Origin of the sequence: Paenibacillus sp. 3LSP (assembly GCF_032465655.1) — a bacterium.
GTDB classification, from domain to species: Bacteria; Bacillota; Bacilli; order Paenibacillales; family Paenibacillaceae; genus Fontibacillus; species Fontibacillus barengoltzii.
Genome location: NZ_JAWDJI010000029.1, coordinates 1 through 16,833, shown reverse-complemented (window position 1 = coordinate 16,833; position 16,833 = coordinate 1). Strand labels below are relative to the sequence as shown.

Genomic DNA, 16,833 nt, shown 5'->3' with positions numbered 1-16,833 from the left:
ATCAGTTACCTGTAAAAAGTACCGTTAATTTCGATAAATATAGCCGTTGTGTTCAATTAACTGGAAATTCTAACGTTAATTCCGCCCGGAACCGCCCATAGGCGCCGATTCGAGCAAATTAACAATAGAATTTCCGGTTATTTTCGCCAAACCGTCTGTATGCCCCGAATTTAACGGTAGAAAATCCCGTTAGTTGATCCGGTCCCGCGATGCTATTTTCTCCGCCGCCAGACTTCAAAGGAATGGCACCCACATCAGCACATCGGTCCTATCAGCATATCAGCTTCTCAACTAGGCACTCCCGCCTCCGCCTCAGCCTTCATAACCAGCGCTTCTTCCTTCGCAGTCAAGTGACGCTTCGCCAGCAGCAGGAACGGCACGCCGCAAGCCGTCGTCAGCGCAATGATCCCAAAGATCAGCAAAGCCTGCACGGCGCCAAAGGCATCCAGCAGAAAACCGCCTACCAGCGGTGCAAGTACATTGCCTAATTGGTTGAATCCAAACATCCCGAAATACGTCCCGCGCAGCGACGCAGGGGCAATCCGGTCAACCAGCACGTCCGTCATCGTAAACATCAGCACTTCGCCGATCGTAAAGATCACCACACCCACCAGGAACGCCCAGACCGCATGCACCGAGCCGAACAGCAGCAGGCTGCCGGACACGAACAGATTGCCCGCAAGCAGCGGCACAATCGGTGAGAAACGGCCGGCAAACTTGACGATTGGGAACTGCACCGCCAACACGACAATGGCGTTCAGCGACAGCATATAGCCAAACAGCTTGGCTCCGTCCTGGATGCCCGGCGTCATCTCCAGATACTGTGCCAGCGTGGAACTGAAATGGCCGTACCCCAGCACACAGAAGATCATGCCGATCAGAACATATAAGAAAGTACGATCTCTTCCGGTCACTTGCATGGCGCCCTTCAACGTCAAGCGCTCGCCGGCTCCATGCCCCGCGTTTCCGACTTCTTTATGCAGGATAAACTGAAAAACAAGAACCAGACCATATACCAAATATACAATTCCCGCGAAATAAAAGGCCAACCCTGACTCTGAAGCCCCCACTTGCAACCCAAGAATCGGCCCAATGACAACACCGAGATTGATCGCGGCATAACGCAAATTAAAGACCAGCATTTTGCTTTCTTGCGGCGTGATATCAGCCAGCAGCGCCCGGGAGGTTGGCTCGAACAGCGCACGACAGAGCCCGTTTAGCGCGTTCATAATAAAGAAGAGCCACACTTGGTTCGCCATCCCAAAGCCGATAAACACCAGCACCCAGCCAAATATCGAAATGTACAGCACCCGCTTGCGTCCAATGACGTCCGAGATGTAACCGCCGTAGAAGCTGGCGAATACCCCAATTAATGAACTGACCGCAACGACAACCCCAGTCTCAGAGGGAGATGCTCCAAGCGATTTAATCAAGTAGATCGATAAGAACGGAATGCTCATGGACGAAGCCATCCGTCCAAAGATCGTCCCGACAATAATCGTCCACGACAAAGGATGAATGTTCTTGAGTTGTGAGTTCATTGTGATTTCGCCTTCTTTATTCACAAGATGTTCAAAACTATCTCCCTATTTAAACCGCGAAATCAATAGTTGTCAAGACTTGTCAGAAGAAGAAATGCTTGACGTTCCTGTAGAGGCACGAAGACCCGGCATTTCCTCACCATGAGGAACGGCTGGGAACCGGATCAGCACCGTCGTACCGATCCCGGGGCGGCTAAACATCTTCACCCCATATTCCGAGCCAAAATGCAGCTGAATGCGGCTGTGAACATTCCGAATGCCAAAGCCGCCATCGGCTCCCGGAGCTAAATCGAGCACCTGCCGCTGCCGTTCTTGCGTCATCCCAATACCGTCGTCAATAATTTTGAAGCTGACCACCCGCCCGTCCGTATATCCAAGAATCCGAACGTGGATCGGATCGCCAAACCAGGCATGCTCCAGCGCATTCTCAATAAACGGCTGCAGCACAAGCTTCACCGTGGCTAAGGACAGGATAGCCGGGTCCACCTCAAAGTCGAACGACACCGCCTCACCAAACTTCGTTCGCTGAATGTTAATATACGCTTCGGCCTGCGCCAGCTCGCTATAAATCGGGATGATCGTCCGTCCATCGCTGAGCGACAAACGGTAAAATTTCGCCAAGTCCAGCACCATGCGCTGCAGCTTGTCAATCTCCCCGAACTTAGCCAGCCGGCTGATCGAGGACAACGTATTATAGAGGAAATGCGGGTTGATCTGCGCTTGCAGCGTTTCCAGCTCAGCCTCTTTTTTCTCAAGCCTGGTCAGATAGACCTGCTCAATCAACTGCTCGATATTTTGTCCCATCTCATTCAAGGCGGAGGCGATCTGGGAAAATTCGTCCTTCCCCCGGTAGCGCATCCGTTTATGCAAATCTCCCTCGCGGAAGGCGTTTAGCACCGAGACGATTTTCGTCACCCGGATCGAGAAATAACGGGAGACAAACATACCGGCAAACGTAAACACAATCAGGCACAACACGCAGATTAAGGTCACAAACCAGCGCACCTTCGCCGAGTCCCGTTCCATGATCGTCAGGGGCACCTGGGCCGTCAGCACCCATCCGGGGCCATCGAGCTCCTCTTGGATCGTCAAATATTCGGCGGTTCCCGAGGATGATGAAACCCCTCCGGACTCGTATAACGTCTCCCCCGCCCCATCCTGGATTAGCAGCTGGCTGCCTTCACCGATTTTGCGGTAATCCAGCGCCTCAAACAGCTCGCCGATGCGAACGCTGAGCCTTAAGAAGCCGATTTCCCGTAAATCGAACGGCGTATTGCTATCGACCAACCGGCGCAGCAGCGAGATTCGATCCTGATCCCGATCCTTCTCCACCTGCCGCCAAACAAGCGTCTCTCCGTATCGCTCCTCCGGGAAATCGATGTACCACGCTTTATGCTGAAGCCGGCTTAAATGATAGATATTATAGTTGCCTTCCAATGCATCCGGGTTCTCATTCACAAAGGAGCCGTGATAAATCTCAGGCAAGGTATCATTCTCGAGAAAAACGTACATGGCAAGCTTCAAGCCGGTCGCATTCATGGCGATATGCAGCTTGGGCTGAAGCACCATCGTCGTTCGTTCATAACTGCTCCAGCCCTCCTCATAACTGCGCAGCTGCGTAATCAGCGTGTAATCGTGATAGAGCATCGAGGAGACGCGCTCGACATCGGCCAGTTTATATTCAACGTTATCCCGGATTTGCAGCAGTGTCCCCTGGATATTACTGCGGGTCTGATTGCGAATCGACTCCTGATAGAGAGAATGGGAAAAATACCCGATCGCCAGCACCGGAATCAAAATAAATACAAGGTAGGTCAACATCAGCTTGTAGCCAAACGGAAGGTAACGCGGGGCCTGGGGCAGCGTCACGCGGTGGATCTTCATCAAGTTGGATTCACTCCCGTTTGCGGAATTCCATCGGCGTCATCCCGAAGGTCTCCTTAAATTGCCGGCTAAAGTAAGGGATATAGCGGTATCCGACCTGACCGGCAACCTCGTAAATTTTCACCTTCGGGTCCTTAAGCAGCTCGCGCGCCCGTTCCATTCGCAGCTCAGTCAGCATTTCACTGAAGCCTTGGCCCGTTTCTTCCTTAAAAAGATGCCCCAAATAATTCGGCGAAAAGGCAAATTGCTGAGCGATGTTCTTTAAAGTGAGGTTCTCATGGAGGCGCTCCTGCATCGTCGCGATGATTTCCCGGATCAGCCGGCTGCAGCCTGGCACGGGTTGCGCTTCATTCAACTGCGTCGCAGCTCGCTGCTCCTGCTCGTCCTCCAGCCGCTTTACGCCCTGTGCTTGCAACGCCTGCATCATTTTTAGATACTGTTCCTCCGTCCGCTTCCGATTCGCTTCGTGCTCCAATTCCAGCGTAATTTGCCGGAGCGAGGCGACCAGCTCGTCATCGTCCATCGGCTTCAGTACATAGCTGCAGGCTTTGAGGGAGAGCGCCTGCTTCACATAATGAAAATCCTGGTGTCCGCTGACAAACACTACGCGGACGTCCGGCTTCCGGTCCATCGCCCGGCGTGCCAACTCCAGTCCGGACATATGCGGCATATTAACGTCCGTTACCAAAATGTCAATGGCCTGCCGCTCCATCAACTCGCAGGCTGAGAAGCCATTGCTTACGGCGCCCACCACCTCCATCCCCAGCTCGGACCAGGGTATAAACGTTCTCATGCCCTCCAGGTCAAGATGCTCGTCATCAGCAAGCAGTACCTTGTACACGATCGTGTCAGCCCCCTTTTTTCCTTGCGGAAATTCGGTTTCAGCTCCGTTTCCCCCTAAGTATACCCGGCCTCCCCGTTCGTTGAGAACGGAGAAATTCCTCTAATCCTCCCCGCCCTGCGCTACAGGAAAAGGGAGCCTAATGAATCGGGCCCCCTTGCCAAGTAGCTTGCCTGTCTCGCTTAATTGCCTTGAATCATCTTCAAATTCTCATGCCAGCGCTGAGTATAGTAATCCAGCAGCTTCTCGAACCCGATGGCCATTGTGTCCTCATGCGCTTTGTCGAGAATCGCCAGCGCTTCTTCATCCGTCTTCGCATACAACGCTTGTGCTCTTGCTTTCTGCCAAATGTCCTTGCCGCTTTGGAAGGTGATGCCCTCCTCGGTATCCGGCAGCGGGAACAAGTTGATGAACTCGGTCGCATCGCCTTGCGTTTTCCAGGTAATCTCGTACTGCCAGTAAGTGGACCAGTTCCGTTCGCTCTCCGGCAACGTAGCTTCGAACTTGCCTTTAATATCATCAACGTAGACGGTATTCCCAACCCACATCAACGGGTCCATCTTCGCTTGATAATCGGCGAGCTTTTCTTTCTCCAGCGTATATTTCTCCGTGAACTTCGGCGTGATGCCGTCCGCTTCCCGTCCTTCCCAGAACTCGCCTTCCACGCCCCACATTTGCAGGGTCATCCCTTCCGGACCGGTCCACCAATCCAAGAACGCGAAGATCGCTTCCGGATTCTTGGCGCTGGTCGTAATGACCGCCGCGTTCCAGCCGAGCATGTTATAGGTGCCGGGATAAATTTTGTTTTTATCCAGTCCTTCCTTATGAATCGGCCAGATCATGAAATAGCCGGCGTCCGGATCGTTTTGCGTCAAGGCGGCGTGAGCCTGCATCGCATACAAGGTCGGATTGGAGGAAGTGTACACCGCCACCCGGCCGTTCATCAGCTTCTCCTGCACCTGGTCTCGCGTTTGCGTCAAGGCGTCCTGCGTCATCAGCTTCTCGCGGAACAGCTTCGCCGCGTAAACCACCGATTCCCGGAACGGTTCGTCCTTGTAGATCGAAGTCATTTTATCTCCGTTAGGTACGGCAAAATAACGCGGGAAACTCAAATTATTCTCCTTAAACGCGGAGTAAATCTGATCGAGCCCGTGACCTTCGCTGGCCAAATCCGTCTCCAGCGGAATGACGTCCGGATATTTCTCCTTCACCAGCTTCAGGTAATTATACAGATCATCGGTCGTTTCCAGTTTAGGTGAACCGAGCTCGTTATAGATCTTCTTGTTCACCACCCATCCAGCATTACCGTTCGGACGGTTCGTGTACCAGTTCGGGAATTGATACAGCTTACCGTCAGGGGATCGCAGCATGTTCATGGCCTTTGGATCTAGCCATTTTTTCAAGTTCGGGTATTTCTCGATATAATCGTCCAGCGGCACCAGCAGGCCGGCCTCACGCAGCCTTTCCACATCCGCGCCCCGCTCACCCCAAATGACGTCCGGCAGATCGCCGGAGGCAATCATCGTGTTTAGCTTTTGCACGGTATTCCCGCCGTTTGGAATTTCGGTGATGTTCACCTTTTTATTCTCTTTCACCCAAGCTGTCGTTTCGTCGGCCCCCCATTTGGGCATGGTGTACCAGTCATAGTTGCCGTAAAGCGTGAATTCCAGCGGCTCCTTCCCCAGCTCAAAAAGCTGCGATTCCGCAGACTCCGCCTGGTTCGTCCCCGTATTACTGCCGTTCTCCTTCGGCGCTTCGGGAGAATTACCGCCACTCGCACTGTTGCCCCCGCCGCCGGAACATCCGGCCAGGATGACGGCAACTGCCATGAAGATGATCATCAGTTGGCTTAACCGTGTTCCCCGCTTTTTCATACGACTGTTATCCCCTTTCGACTTTCATTTTTATGTTCAAAGCAGAACCTTCTGCCCTAAACGACGTCTGCTGTTCAACTACTCTTTCAAAGACCCCACCAGCACCCCTTTGACAAAATACTTCTGCACAAACGGATAGACGAGAACGATCGGGATCGTTGCGACCATCATGGTGGCCATCGACAGCGATTTGCTGGTGACGGTTTTGGCCTGTGCCATATGGGCTTGTGCCGCCGCATCCAGATTCGCCGTCTGCTCGGAGACGATGTTGGAGGCGAGAATCTGCTTCAAAATCGTCTGAATCGGCAGCAGCTCCTCCTTCGAAATGTAGATGCTGGCGATAAACCACTCGTTCCAGTGACCAACCGCGGTAAAGAGCGATAACGTTGCGATGACCGGTCCCGACAGCGGCAGCACGATGCGGAACAAGGTGCCCCAATTGCCGCAGCCGTCGATTTTGGCCGATTCCTCTAAGCCTTGGGGCAGCCCTTGGAAGAAGGTACGAAAGATGATCATATTCCATACCCCGATGAGCGAAGGAAAGATATATACCCAGAAGGAGTTAAACATCCCCAGGTTCCGGATCAACAGAAACGTTGGAATCAATCCGCCGGAAAAATACATCGTAAAAATACACATCAGCATATAAAATTTACGTCCCATCAGCTCGCGCTTGGTCATCCCGTAAGCGAAGATCGCCGTGGCCAAGATGGCGCTGATCGTACCGACGACGGTCCGAAGGACAGAGATGATAAATCCCGACATCAGCCGTTCATCCTGGAAGACGACCTCGTAATTTTCCAGGGTGAAGGAGCGCGGCCAGAGGGTAATCCCGCCTTTTGCGGTATCCAGCCCTTCGTTCAGCGAGATTGCAATGGCATTCAGGAACGGATATAACGTGGAGAGGGAAAAAACGGTTAAGAAGACGTAGATGAAAGCAACCATGATCCGGTCGCCTCTGCTGCTATACATCGCGGACACCTCCTCCTGATTACCATAAGCTGTTGCCGGATCGGCGGGCTACATAGTTCGCGATGGTCAACAGCCCAACGCTGACGACCGCTTTAAACAACCCAACGGCGGTAGCATAGGAATAGCGGTAATTGTTGATCCCCACCCGAATCACGTACGTATCGATGACGTCAGAGACATCTCGCAGCGCCGGGTTCACGGCCAACACGAGGATATCCTCGAAGCCGGCGCTCAGCAAGTTGCCGATCGCCAGAATCATAAAGATCGAAATGACCGGCATAATCGATGGAAGCGTTATCAAATAAATCTGTTTAAAGCGGCTGGCCCCATCAATCGAAGCCGCCTCATAGGTATGGGGATCTACCCCGGCAATCGCCGCCAAGTAGACAATCGAGCCAAAACCGATTTCTTTCCATACATTGGTCGTGATCAAAATGGTCCAGAAGTATTCGGGCAGTGACAGGAAGTTAATCGGTTCCTGAATCAGATTCAACCGCTCCAGCAGCATGTTTAAGCTCCCGTTATCCGTGGCGAGCATCGAAGCAACTAGACCGCCGAGAATAACCCAGGACATAAAATGCGGCAGATACGTAATCGTCTGAACAACTCGTTTGAAGACCATCTTCCGCACTTCGTTCAGCATTAAGGCCAGCAGGATCGGTGCCGGAAACCCAATCAGAAATTTCAGCAGACTAATGACGATCGTATTGCGCATCACCGTGTAAAAATCCGGCGAGTTAAAGAAGTAAGCGAAATGCTTCCAGCCCACCCACGGACTCCCCGTAAAGCTGTGCCCGATCTTGTAGTCCTGAAAGGCGATCAAAACGCCATACATCGGGATATAACTAAACACGAAGATGAGGGCAAGCGCCGGGAGGACCATCAACTGCAGATCAATTTGCCGAATAAAACGCTCGAGCCCACTCTTCCTTCTTGGATAAGGCACTTGCGGCATGGCGGGTTCGGGCTGCATTTCCCGATCCGTGGATAATCGGGCCATAGATGCTTCTCCCCTTTACGCTGTTTTTATCTTGAAAATTATTGTATATTGGCTGCCGGCCCCTGCCTATCTGACCAATCAACGAAATGTGATACTATTCAACCGGGTATGATGTCATTTCCTCCATCGGGCGAATTGGTGTAAGATAAAGTCCGTATTGCTTATCCAACTAGTGGATTCAACTTAGATTTAGGGGGCTTTGTTCACGTGAAATCTGATTCCTCAACTTTGCAGAAAAAATTGCTGCCCCGCCACATCAGCTTTATGGCCATGGGCGGTGTCATCGGCACCGGGATCTTCAAAGGGAGCTCTGAGACCGTCAGCCTGGCTGGACCTGGCGTGATTTTTTCTTATGCCTTTGCCGGCTTGCTGCTGCTGGTCGTCATGGGTGCCATTGCCGAGATGGCGACAGTGTATCCCGGCCGCAACATGAAGGACTTCATCCGGGAAGCTTTTGGCGAACGCATCTCTTTCATATTGGGCTGGATGTACTGCTTCATGTGGCTGGCCGTTTGCGTGATTGAAGTGATTGCCGCCGGCAGTTTCCTGCAGTTCTGGCTGCCGGACGTCCCGCTTTGGGTGCTCAGTCTAGCCAGCGCCGCCTTTATTCTGGCCATCAATCGAATGAGCGTGGCCGGTTACGGTGAGTTTGAATTTTGGCTGGCTGGGATTAAGATCGCGATGATCATCGTCTTTATTCTCCTAGGCGCAGCCATGCTGTTTGGCCTTCTCCCTGGAACGAGTGCTCCGTTCCCGCACAATTACCGGGATTACGGCGGCTTTTTCCCGAATGGATGGACGGCGATCTTCTCAGCGCTCCTGGTCGTGATGTTCTCCTACGGCGGCTCTGAGCTGATCGGATTAACCTTGTCGGAAGCCAAGGATGCGGAGAAAGTATTGCCCCGGGTGGTCAAAAGCTTTATTTTGCGCGTGGTGCTGTTTTACACGTTACCGATTCTGATCATTTGCGGACTGATTCCCTGGAACAGTCTCAGCGAGCAGACCAGCCCGTTCGTGCAGGTACTGTCCTCGGCGGGCTTACAGGGGGCAGCGCATCTGATGAACTTCATTCTGATTACGGCAGTCTTGTCCGCCGCGAATTCCGGCATCTATGGCGCGACCAGAATGCTCCATTCGATGGCTGCCGGCGGGGAAGCTCCGGCGAAGCTGGCGCGGATTTCCGCCAAGGGCGTGCCGGTGAACAGCTTGATTCTTTGCGGAGTTGTCCTGATCCTCGGCTCCATGCTGGCCGTCTTTAATCAGGCAGGTTTGTTCCGTCTCTTGATGGCGGTCCCCGGCTTTGTCGTGCTGCTCGTCTGGATCACGATCTGCTTGTCCCAATTAAAGCTGCGCAAGCGTTATCCGAAAGCGCCTAGCTTTAAAGTCTGGGGATTCCCCTATATTACACTGTTGACGGTGATCGGTCTCGTCGTCATTGCGCTGCTGTTCCTGTTCGACACGCAGAACCGTATCAGCATCGGCACCTGTCTGGCGGTGCTGCTCCTGCTGATCGTCTGGTCATGGGTCCGTTTCCGTCCGCGCTCGGGCCAGAGTCAGCAGTAGCGCTGGAGCTGGCCTTTACAGGATTATCCCGCTGGGTCAGCGGCCTGATGGGGCTCGCGCTGGCACTTTTACGGCATTATCCCGCTGGATCAGCGGCTTGGTGGGGCTGAGGCTGACGTTTTTTACAGCATTATCCCGCTGGGTCAGCCGAATCAGCTTGGTTTTGTAGACTTCTGCTCGGCCAAATGGGTCTCTTCGAACTGATGACCTGCGAACATCACTAGCCTAACGCGCCTTTCGGACTTCCTGAAGATCACTCAGACTTCACTGATGGAACGGGATAATCCTGCAAAAGTGGTGTAGCGGGTCATCAATAGCGGCTTGGTTCGGTAGGGCATCGAGCATCTGATCAAGCTGAACTTGCTAATTCGGCCCCTGTTTTCCCCTGTTTCTCCCGGTCCTTGGCCCATGTTACAATAAAGGAAGGGAGAGACTACGAGATTTTGGGGGAAGCCATGGAAATTCAGGTGGTTACTGAACTTTTACTGAGCAAGCCGACGCTGCGTTACCGGATCGCTCGCCGTATCCGGAACGCTTACCGATACGATACCGCCTTTTGGCGATTCGCCATTGCCGGCCCCTGGGGGGCCGGCATGTTCGCGTTTGGCCTACTGGCGCTCGGGATGCCGACCGGGCTGGGGAGTCCGGTCGATCTGCTGCTGTTCCTGCTCGCAGGAACGCTGGGCCTGTACCTGACCGCCCACATCACCGCACTGCTGCTGGCTTTGATCGGCCTGCCGATCCCCCGCCTGTTTACAGGGGCGGTCTTGTTTGATTTTGCCGCGAGCTTCGTTATTTTCTACTCTAACGAAGTTGCGCTGCCCGCGGCGTTGGTCATCGCCGCGGTGATCAGCCTGGCGGGCATCTCCGCCGGGCTGTTGGCAGGAACGCTCGCCAGCCGGAGGCTGCGGCGGCGCCATAAAGCCGCAGCCGCCCTCATGGCGGCGCTGCTGGCGGCCATCGCCGCGATCTGGCCGTTCGCGGCGAGTCCCGGGAGCGGCTCCGCCGTGCCGGCCTATCAAGGCGTGCAAAGCGCCGGGATCTGGGAAGCCGGCGAAGCCGATGGTGACAAGGCGCGCGACGTCGCAAGCAGCGACGCCGCCGCCAGTTCAGCGGCCGTGCCAAGCTTGGCCGAGCTGCTAGACAGCCCCGCTGAACCCGGGCCTTATGAGGTGTCGACCTTCACCTACGGCAGCGGGAACGACGCTTGGCAGCCCGAATACGGGGAAGCGGTCGACATCACCTCCGGGACGGTGGATGCCTCCGCCTACATTAAGAAGTGGTCCATCTACCGGACCGCCTATTGGGGATTTAATCAGCGAGCACTGCCGCTGAACGGGAGAGTCTGGATGCCTGTCGCAGCAGAGGAACAGGACCACACCAACCTAGGGAACAGCGCTACCGATAGCCATACTCGGTACCCGCTCGTGCTGATCGTTCACGGGAATCACCTCATGGAGGATTTCTCCGATGACGGATACGCTTATCTGGGAGAACTGTTGGCCAGCCGAGGGTTTACCGTCGTATCCGTCGATGAGAACTTCTTGAATTACTCCGTATGGACGGGAATTCCCGATAACGATATGAAGGTTCGAGCCTGGATTTTGCTGAAGCATTTGCAGCAGATTGGCGTTTTTGCCGACGAACCTGGTAACCCGTTATATCACAAAATCGACTTCACCCGCATCGGACTGGCGGGCCATTCCCGCGGCGGGCAAGCGGTGGCGATGGCTGCGGATTACAAAGATTGGTTCGCGGACGACGCGGAGCTGATATCGAGCTTAGAGGACGTCCAGATTCAAGCGGTTGCAGCGATCGCCCCCACCGACAAAAAGGTAGACGGAAAATACACCCAGCTTAAGGATGTCAGCTATTTGACATTGCAAGGCGCACGGGATGGCGATGTCAGCGACTTCGACGGCGACCGGCAGTACATGCGCACGAGTTTTTCGCCGGGAACGGATCGGTTCAAAGCTTCGCTGTACATCGGGGACGCCAACCATAGCCAGTTCAACAGCAGCTGGGGCGGTCGGGACGTCAGTTATCCGAAGGGCATTCTGCTCAGCCGAAACGGGATGCTGTCTCCTTCCGAACAGCGGAGCATCGCGAAGGTGTACATCTCGGCTTTCTTCGAGGAAACGCTGCACGGTACGGCAACGGGGAGTAACGCTTCCGGCCTCGCTTCGGCTACAACTACCGATTCAGGACCCAGCCGCTATCTTCCGCTGTTGCAGGATTACCGAACTGGCTTAGCCTGGCTCCCGGACACAGTGTATTACAATCGTTTCGAGAGCAGCACGTTTACTGCTTGGGCCCGCTACGATGAAGATTTCAACCGGTTAAGTCTTCCCGGAGGCGGGAAAGCATCGGGGAGCAACCTCACCTGGAAGGAAGAAGAGGCGAAGAACCGGCAAAACGGCACCAAGCCGTCCCGGGGAATCGTGCTGGAGCGTAAGTCTAGCAGCAACGACCCGTCCGCTTATACGTTAAGCTGGGAACAAGGTGCTCCCCTCCCAACCGGCGGCCCGCCGGAGGAGCTCGCCTTTTCACTCACCGACCGCAGCTTCGAGCTGGCGGATGAGCAAACCCCGGATGCCGCTCTAGCTTCCGGTTCCGTCAAGGTTGAGGTGGAGCTGACCGACGGCAACAGCACCTCTGTCCGCCTGCCGCTCAAGAGGTTTATGGAGATCGAACCGCTGCCTGTCACTTCATTTACGATCCATCCCTGGCTGGAACGCCACCTGTCAGGAGGCAAATACAAGCATCCAACCGAAGCGGTCTACCAGACATATCGTCTCAACCTAGCAGACTTTGCGGCTGCCAACCCCAGCTTCGATCCAAACACGGGGATCCAGCGCCTGACCTTCTATCTGAACGGCGGCGCTGCCAAGCTGATGCTGGATGACATCGGAGTCTACTGATACGCCAAAAAAAACGCTTATTCCCCACGCTGCGCAAATGCCAACGTGCTTGGGAATAAGCGTTATATTTTTTATCAGGATTCGGTTTCCTTGGGGACCAGCTTATAGATCTCTCCGCTTTCCATCGCGTCGATCAGACGGTCCAGCCATTCGTAATATTTCACAGATTCTTTCATCTTACGGATGTCTTCTTCCAATACGTTGCGAAGCGGCTCGTCCTCCTCCACCGCCATCACCTTCGTTAATTCATCAATGGACCTACGCAGCACAAGGATATTGCTCTCCACCGCTTTTCTCCATTTAATCGCGAAGAAGTCCGTAAACGTCTGGTACCAGTCATATTCCACTTCATATAAGTCCTTGCGGGAGCCTTTCTCCCACACTTTATTGACCATTTTGAGATCCAGCAACGTGCGGACGCCCGTACTCATGCTGGTTTTGCTCATTTTCATTTCCTTGCCCATCTCGTCCAAAGTCATCGGCTTGTCAGCAAAGAACAGCAGCCCGTACAAGTGCCCTGTAGACAAAGAGATCCCGTACAAGTCCATGTTTCGGCCGATCGCCTCAATTACGCGTTTGCGTACCTTCATTAATAAAGCCTGTTGCTCATCGGTGAGCTGGTCCAAGCTCATGCTTGCAACCTCCTATTCATATGCAAAAACAACCTCCGCTGTGAACGCGTCGCCCGCACAGCTTAAGCTCTTTGCGGCTCAACGCTTATTCTATCTTAAGAAAGTCAACCCCAAAAGTAAAGAAGCAGCTTAGGGAGCATTTGGGAGGATATCGGAGCTATCTGTTGATTCGTTATGTTCAGTTTTTTCTGTACGTTCCTTACGTACGGTTTTCATCTTTGCGTAATTTTCATTCCATTTGTTACACTTACCTCACGGATTGATGGCGATATTGCCTCGCTGGGCATTTTTCTAAGCGAAGCCGAGATCGAAGGGGGAACTTCAAGCTATAGAAAAGGAGTGAATCTATGAATCAACCAATATTACAAGTCCGAGATGTTAGCAAGTTATTTGGTCCCCATGCTGAGCAGGCCATTCCATTGCTGAAGCAGGGCTATACCAAAGAACGTCTGCTCAAGGAAAAAGGCGTAACTGTCGGCGTTGGCCAAGTCAGCTTGGACATCCATGAAGGTGAAATTTTCGTCATTATGGGCTTGTCGGGGAGCGGCAAATCGACACTGGTTCGGATGTTGAATCGTTTGATCGAACCTACTGCGGGGGAAATTCTGCTGCATGGACGGGATCTCCGCAAAATGAACAAAGCTGAACTGCGCGAAGTACGGCGTAAATCGATCAGCATGGTGTTCCAGAAGTTTGCTTTATTCCCGCATCGCACGGTCCTGCAGAATGTGGAATACGGACTGGAAATTCAGAAAGTGGCCAAAAAAGAACGCCGCGATAAAGCGATGCAGGCCCTCGAGCTCGTCGGCTTACAAGGCTGGGAGCAAAAGATGCCGGATCAGCTGAGCGGCGGTATGCAGCAGCGGGTTGGCCTGGCCCGGGCGCTGGCCAATGACCCGGAAATCCTGTTGATGGACGAAGCGTTCAGTGCTCTCGACCCGCTCATTCGTCGTGACATGCAAGATGAGCTGCTTGAGCTGCAGGAGAAGATGAAGAAAACGATCGTCTTCATTACACATGATTTGGATGAGGCTCTGCGTCTTGGCGACCGGATCGCACTGATGAAGGATGGCGCGCTCGTCCAAATCGGCACGCCGGAAGAAATGCTGATGAACCCGGCCAACCGATATGTAGAACGGTTCATTGAGGACGTCGACCTGTCCAAGGTGCTGACCGCAGCCCGCGTCATGCGTCGACCGGAAACCGTTACGTTGGATAAAGGTCCCCGCGTCGCGCTTGAACTGATGCGTGAACGAGGCATCTCCAACCTGTTCGTCATCGGCCGGGGCAAACGCCTGCTGGGCGTCATTACAGCCGAAGACGCCTCCCGTGCTGCTAAGTCCGGGATTGGCCTGGAAGAAATTCTGATTACAGACGCCCCTCGCGTGGCTCCGGATACCGTGCTAAGTGACCTGTTTGAAGTCACAAGCTCTTCCAAGGTGCCGCTGGCCGTCGTTGACGAGCAGGATCGTTTGCTGGGCGTCATCGTACGCGGTGCCGTACTGGGAGCCCTCGCCGGAGAACATCATGAACTGAAGGAGGAGGTGCGCCCAGATGGAATTCATCCCGAAATTGCCGCTAGCCGAGTGGATTGAATCGCTGGTGGATGCCATGGAGCGGACGCTTGGAGGATTTTTCGACGGATTGTCCACAACGATTGAAACGATCGTTAACTTTTTCGCCGGATTGTTCCTGCTGCCGCATCCGCTGCTGTTTATTGCCATCGTTGGAATCATCGCTTATTTCATCGGAAAATGGCAGTTGGCCTTGTTCACCGTGATCGGGTTCCTGCTGATCGACAACCTTGGCTATTGGACCGAGACCATGAACACCTTAGGCCTGGTGATCACTTCCGGCTTGATCTCGATCCTGTTTGGCATTCCGATCGGGATCTGGTGCGCCTATAGCAAAATGGTCCATCGGATCATCTCACCGTTGCTGGATTTTATGCAGACGATGCCGGCGTTCGTTTATCTGCTGCCAGCGGTAACCTTCTTTAGCCTCGGGGTTGTCCCTGGGGTTATCGCCTCGGTGATCTTCGCGATCCCGCCGACGATTCGGCTTACCTATCTTGGAATCAAGCAAGTGAACGGCGAGTTGACAGAAGCGGCGAACGCCTTTGGTTCCACGGCTTGGCAGAAGCTGTTTAAGGTCGAGCTGCCGCTCGCTATGCCCACGTTGATGGCCGGAGTGAACCAGACGATCATGCTGTCGTTGTCGATGGTCGTCATCGCCTCCATGATCGGGGCGCAAGGCATTGGGGCCACCGTTTATCGGGCGGTTACCCAGCTTAAAATCGGGCAAGGCTTTGAAGCCGGATTAGCCGTGGTTGTCCTAGCCATCGTGCTCGACCGTTTTACGCAAAACCTGTTTAAATCCAAAACACAAAGGGGAGATTGAGATGAAATTGAAGAAGACAAGGAAGTTCATGGTACTGGCAGGATTAGTGGGCATGTTGGCGTTGTCTGCCTGCGGGCAAGCGAACAATACCACAGCCGGCAGTGCGAACAACACACCGGAGCCTTCGGCAAATGATGGCGGAAATGCCGCTGCCGTCGGTGAGTCCGTCAACTACGAAATCATCGGGATTGACCCTGGTGCCGGAATTATGAAGGCGACAAGCCAAGCGATTGAAACTTACGGCCTTGATGGCTGGAAGCTGATTGAAGGCTCCGGCGCTGCCATGACGGCGATGCTGGACAAAGCGGTAAAATCCGAAAAACCTATCATCGTTACCGGCTGGACCCCGCACTGGATGTTCGCCAAATATGATCTGAAATATTTGGAGGATCCGCAAAAGGTCTACGGGGAAGCTGAAGAAATTCACACGCTGGCACGGAAAGGTTTGAAGGAAGACCATCCGACTGCCTATGAGTTCCTCGATCGCTTCGAGTGGACTTCCGATGAAATGGGCGAGATCATGACGGCGATCCAAGAAGGTCAGGATCCGGCGGAAGCGGCCAAAGCCTGGGCAGACAGCCATGCCGACCGCGTGGATAGCTGGACCGAAGGATTGACACCGGTGGACGGCGACAAATTCAAGTTGAGTTACGTCGCTTGGGATTCGGAAATCGCCAGCACCAACCTGCTCGAGTATGTCCTCGAAAGCAAGCTGGGTTATGACGTCGAGTCCCTCCAAGTCGAGGCAGGTCCAATGTGGACTGGTGTCGCCAGCGGTGACGTTGATGCAACTGCAGCCGCTTGGCTCCCGCTCACCCATGCGGATTATTGGGATAAATACGGCGAACAAGTCGAGGATCTCGGCGCGAACATGACCGGCGTCAAAACCGGCCTGGTCGTTCCAACCTACATGGACATCAACTCGATCGAAGACTTGAAGTAATGGTTCTTCTAACGTAACGGAACACAAAGACCTTATTAAACGATTTTCCTATGATTTCCCGCTGTAACGGAACTTAGAGACCTTATTTGGTGCTCATGCCTGCGATTTCGCTGCCTATAGCTCAACTAAGGTCATCTGGTTCCGTTACATCTATATTTACCCTGATAGGAATAGAAATAAGGTCTCCTCGTTCCGTTAGTTTTCTATAATCATAACCACCCGTCCAACGGGTGGTTTGCTCTTGGGGTATAACCCCTTGTTG

General features: G+C 53.7%; 11 protein-coding genes and 1 pseudogene. 5 read left to right on the top strand and 7 right to left on the bottom strand.

What is annotated here, in order from left to right; all coding sequences use genetic code 11:
- Positions 1–287: 287 nt before the first annotated feature.
- From RW092_RS01475 to RW092_RS01450, 6 genes are all read right to left on the bottom strand, one after another.
- Positions 288–1,541, bottom strand: a complete 1,254-nt coding sequence (locus RW092_RS01475; protein ID WP_316009323.1) for an MDR family MFS transporter — start codon at positions 1,539–1,541, stop codon at positions 288–290.
- A gap of 72 nt (positions 1,542–1,613) precedes the next feature.
- Positions 1,614–3,425 carry a cache domain-containing sensor histidine kinase gene (locus tag RW092_RS01470; protein WP_316009322.1) on the bottom strand — a complete coding sequence of 604 codons (1,812 nt, stop codon included), beginning with the start codon at positions 3,423–3,425 and terminating at the stop codon, positions 1,614–1,616.
- Positions 3,426–3,435: 10 nt separating this feature from the next.
- Positions 3,436–4,266, bottom strand: a complete 831-nt coding sequence (locus tag RW092_RS01465) for a response regulator transcription factor (protein WP_085278929.1) — start codon at positions 4,264–4,266, stop codon at positions 3,436–3,438.
- 182 nt (positions 4,267–4,448) lie between these two features.
- Positions 4,449–6,140 carry an extracellular solute-binding protein gene (locus RW092_RS01460; RefSeq protein ID WP_316009321.1) on the bottom strand — a complete coding sequence of 564 codons (1,692 nt, stop codon included), beginning with the start codon at positions 6,138–6,140 and terminating at the stop codon, positions 4,449–4,451.
- Between the two features lie 78 nt (positions 6,141–6,218).
- A complete protein-coding gene (locus RW092_RS01455; RefSeq protein WP_316009320.1) occupies positions 6,219–7,112 on the bottom strand; it encodes a carbohydrate ABC transporter permease in 894 nt (297 codons plus the stop codon).
- Positions 7,113–7,131: 19 nt separating this feature from the next.
- Positions 7,132–8,112, bottom strand: a complete 981-nt coding sequence (locus RW092_RS01450; RefSeq protein WP_085170935.1) for an ABC transporter permease — start codon at positions 8,110–8,112, stop codon at positions 7,132–7,134.
- Between the two features lie 207 nt (positions 8,113–8,319).
- On the opposite strand from RW092_RS01450, the gene RW092_RS01445 reads away from it, so the two are divergent.
- On the top strand, positions 8,320–9,675 hold the full coding sequence (locus RW092_RS01445) for an amino acid permease (RefSeq protein WP_016313131.1): 1,356 nt from the start codon (positions 8,320–8,322) through the stop codon (positions 9,673–9,675).
- Positions 9,676–10,130: 455 nt separating this feature from the next.
- Entirely contained in the window at positions 10,131–12,596 is a 2,466-nt protein-coding gene (locus RW092_RS01440) for an alpha/beta hydrolase family protein (protein WP_316009319.1), read from the top strand.
- Positions 12,597–12,670: 74 nt separating this feature from the next.
- On the opposite strand, the gene RW092_RS01435 is transcribed toward RW092_RS01440, so the two are convergent.
- The gene (locus tag RW092_RS01435; protein ID WP_016313133.1) at positions 12,671–13,228 is read right to left on the bottom strand and encodes a GbsR/MarR family transcriptional regulator; all 558 of its coding nucleotides are present in this window, start codon (positions 13,226–13,228) and stop codon (positions 12,671–12,673) included.
- Between the two features lie 347 nt (positions 13,229–13,575).
- Between RW092_RS01435 and RW092_RS01430 the strand changes: the two genes are divergently transcribed.
- The 3 genes and pseudogenes from RW092_RS01430 to RW092_RS01420 all read left to right on the top strand — a co-directional run bounded on the left by RW092_RS01430 (position 13,576) and on the right by RW092_RS01420 (position 16,571).
- On the top strand, positions 13,576–14,823 hold the full coding sequence (locus tag RW092_RS01430; RefSeq protein WP_016313134.1) for a quaternary amine ABC transporter ATP-binding protein: 1,248 nt from the start codon (positions 13,576–13,578) through the stop codon (positions 14,821–14,823).
- Positions 14,783–15,614, top strand: a pseudogene (locus RW092_RS01425) (ABC transporter permease); the annotation flags it as partial. The gene RW092_RS01430 and the pseudogene RW092_RS01425, both read left to right, overlap by 41 nt.
- Before the next feature lie 15 nt (positions 15,615–15,629).
- Complete coding sequence (locus RW092_RS01420; protein WP_016313136.1) at positions 15,630–16,571, top strand: glycine betaine ABC transporter substrate-binding protein; 942 nt, start codon at positions 15,630–15,632, stop codon at positions 16,569–16,571.
- Positions 16,572–16,833 lie beyond the last annotated feature (262 nt).

Bases quoted from the DNA above. Each gene is read 5' to 3' on its own strand.
- RW092_RS01475 (WP_316009323.1), bottom strand. From the start codon at position 1,541: ATGAACTCACAACTCAAGAACATTCATCCTTTGTCGTGGACGATTATT.
- RW092_RS01470 (WP_316009322.1), bottom strand. From the start codon at position 3,425: ATGAAGATCCACCGCGTGACGCTGCCCCAGGCCCCGCGTTACCTTCCG.
- RW092_RS01460 (WP_316009321.1), bottom strand. From the start codon at position 6,140: ATGAAAAAGCGGGGAACACGGTTAAGCCAACTGATGATCATCTTCATG.
- RW092_RS01455 (WP_316009320.1), bottom strand. From the start codon at position 7,112: ATGTATAGCAGCAGAGGCGACCGGATCATGGTTGCTTTCATCTACGTC.
- RW092_RS01450 (WP_085170935.1), bottom strand. From the start codon at position 8,112: ATGGCCCGATTATCCACGGATCGGGAAATGCAGCCCGAACCCGCCATG.
- RW092_RS01440 (WP_316009319.1), top strand. From the start codon at position 10,131: ATGGAAATTCAGGTGGTTACTGAACTTTTACTGAGCAAGCCGACGCTG.
- RW092_RS01435 (WP_016313133.1), bottom strand. From the start codon at position 13,228: ATGAGCTTGGACCAGCTCACCGATGAGCAACAGGCTTTATTAATGAAG.
- RW092_RS01430 (WP_016313134.1), top strand. From the start codon at position 13,576: ATGAATCAACCAATATTACAAGTCCGAGATGTTAGCAAGTTATTTGGT.
- RW092_RS01420 (WP_016313136.1), top strand. From the start codon at position 15,630: ATGAAATTGAAGAAGACAAGGAAGTTCATGGTACTGGCAGGATTAGTG.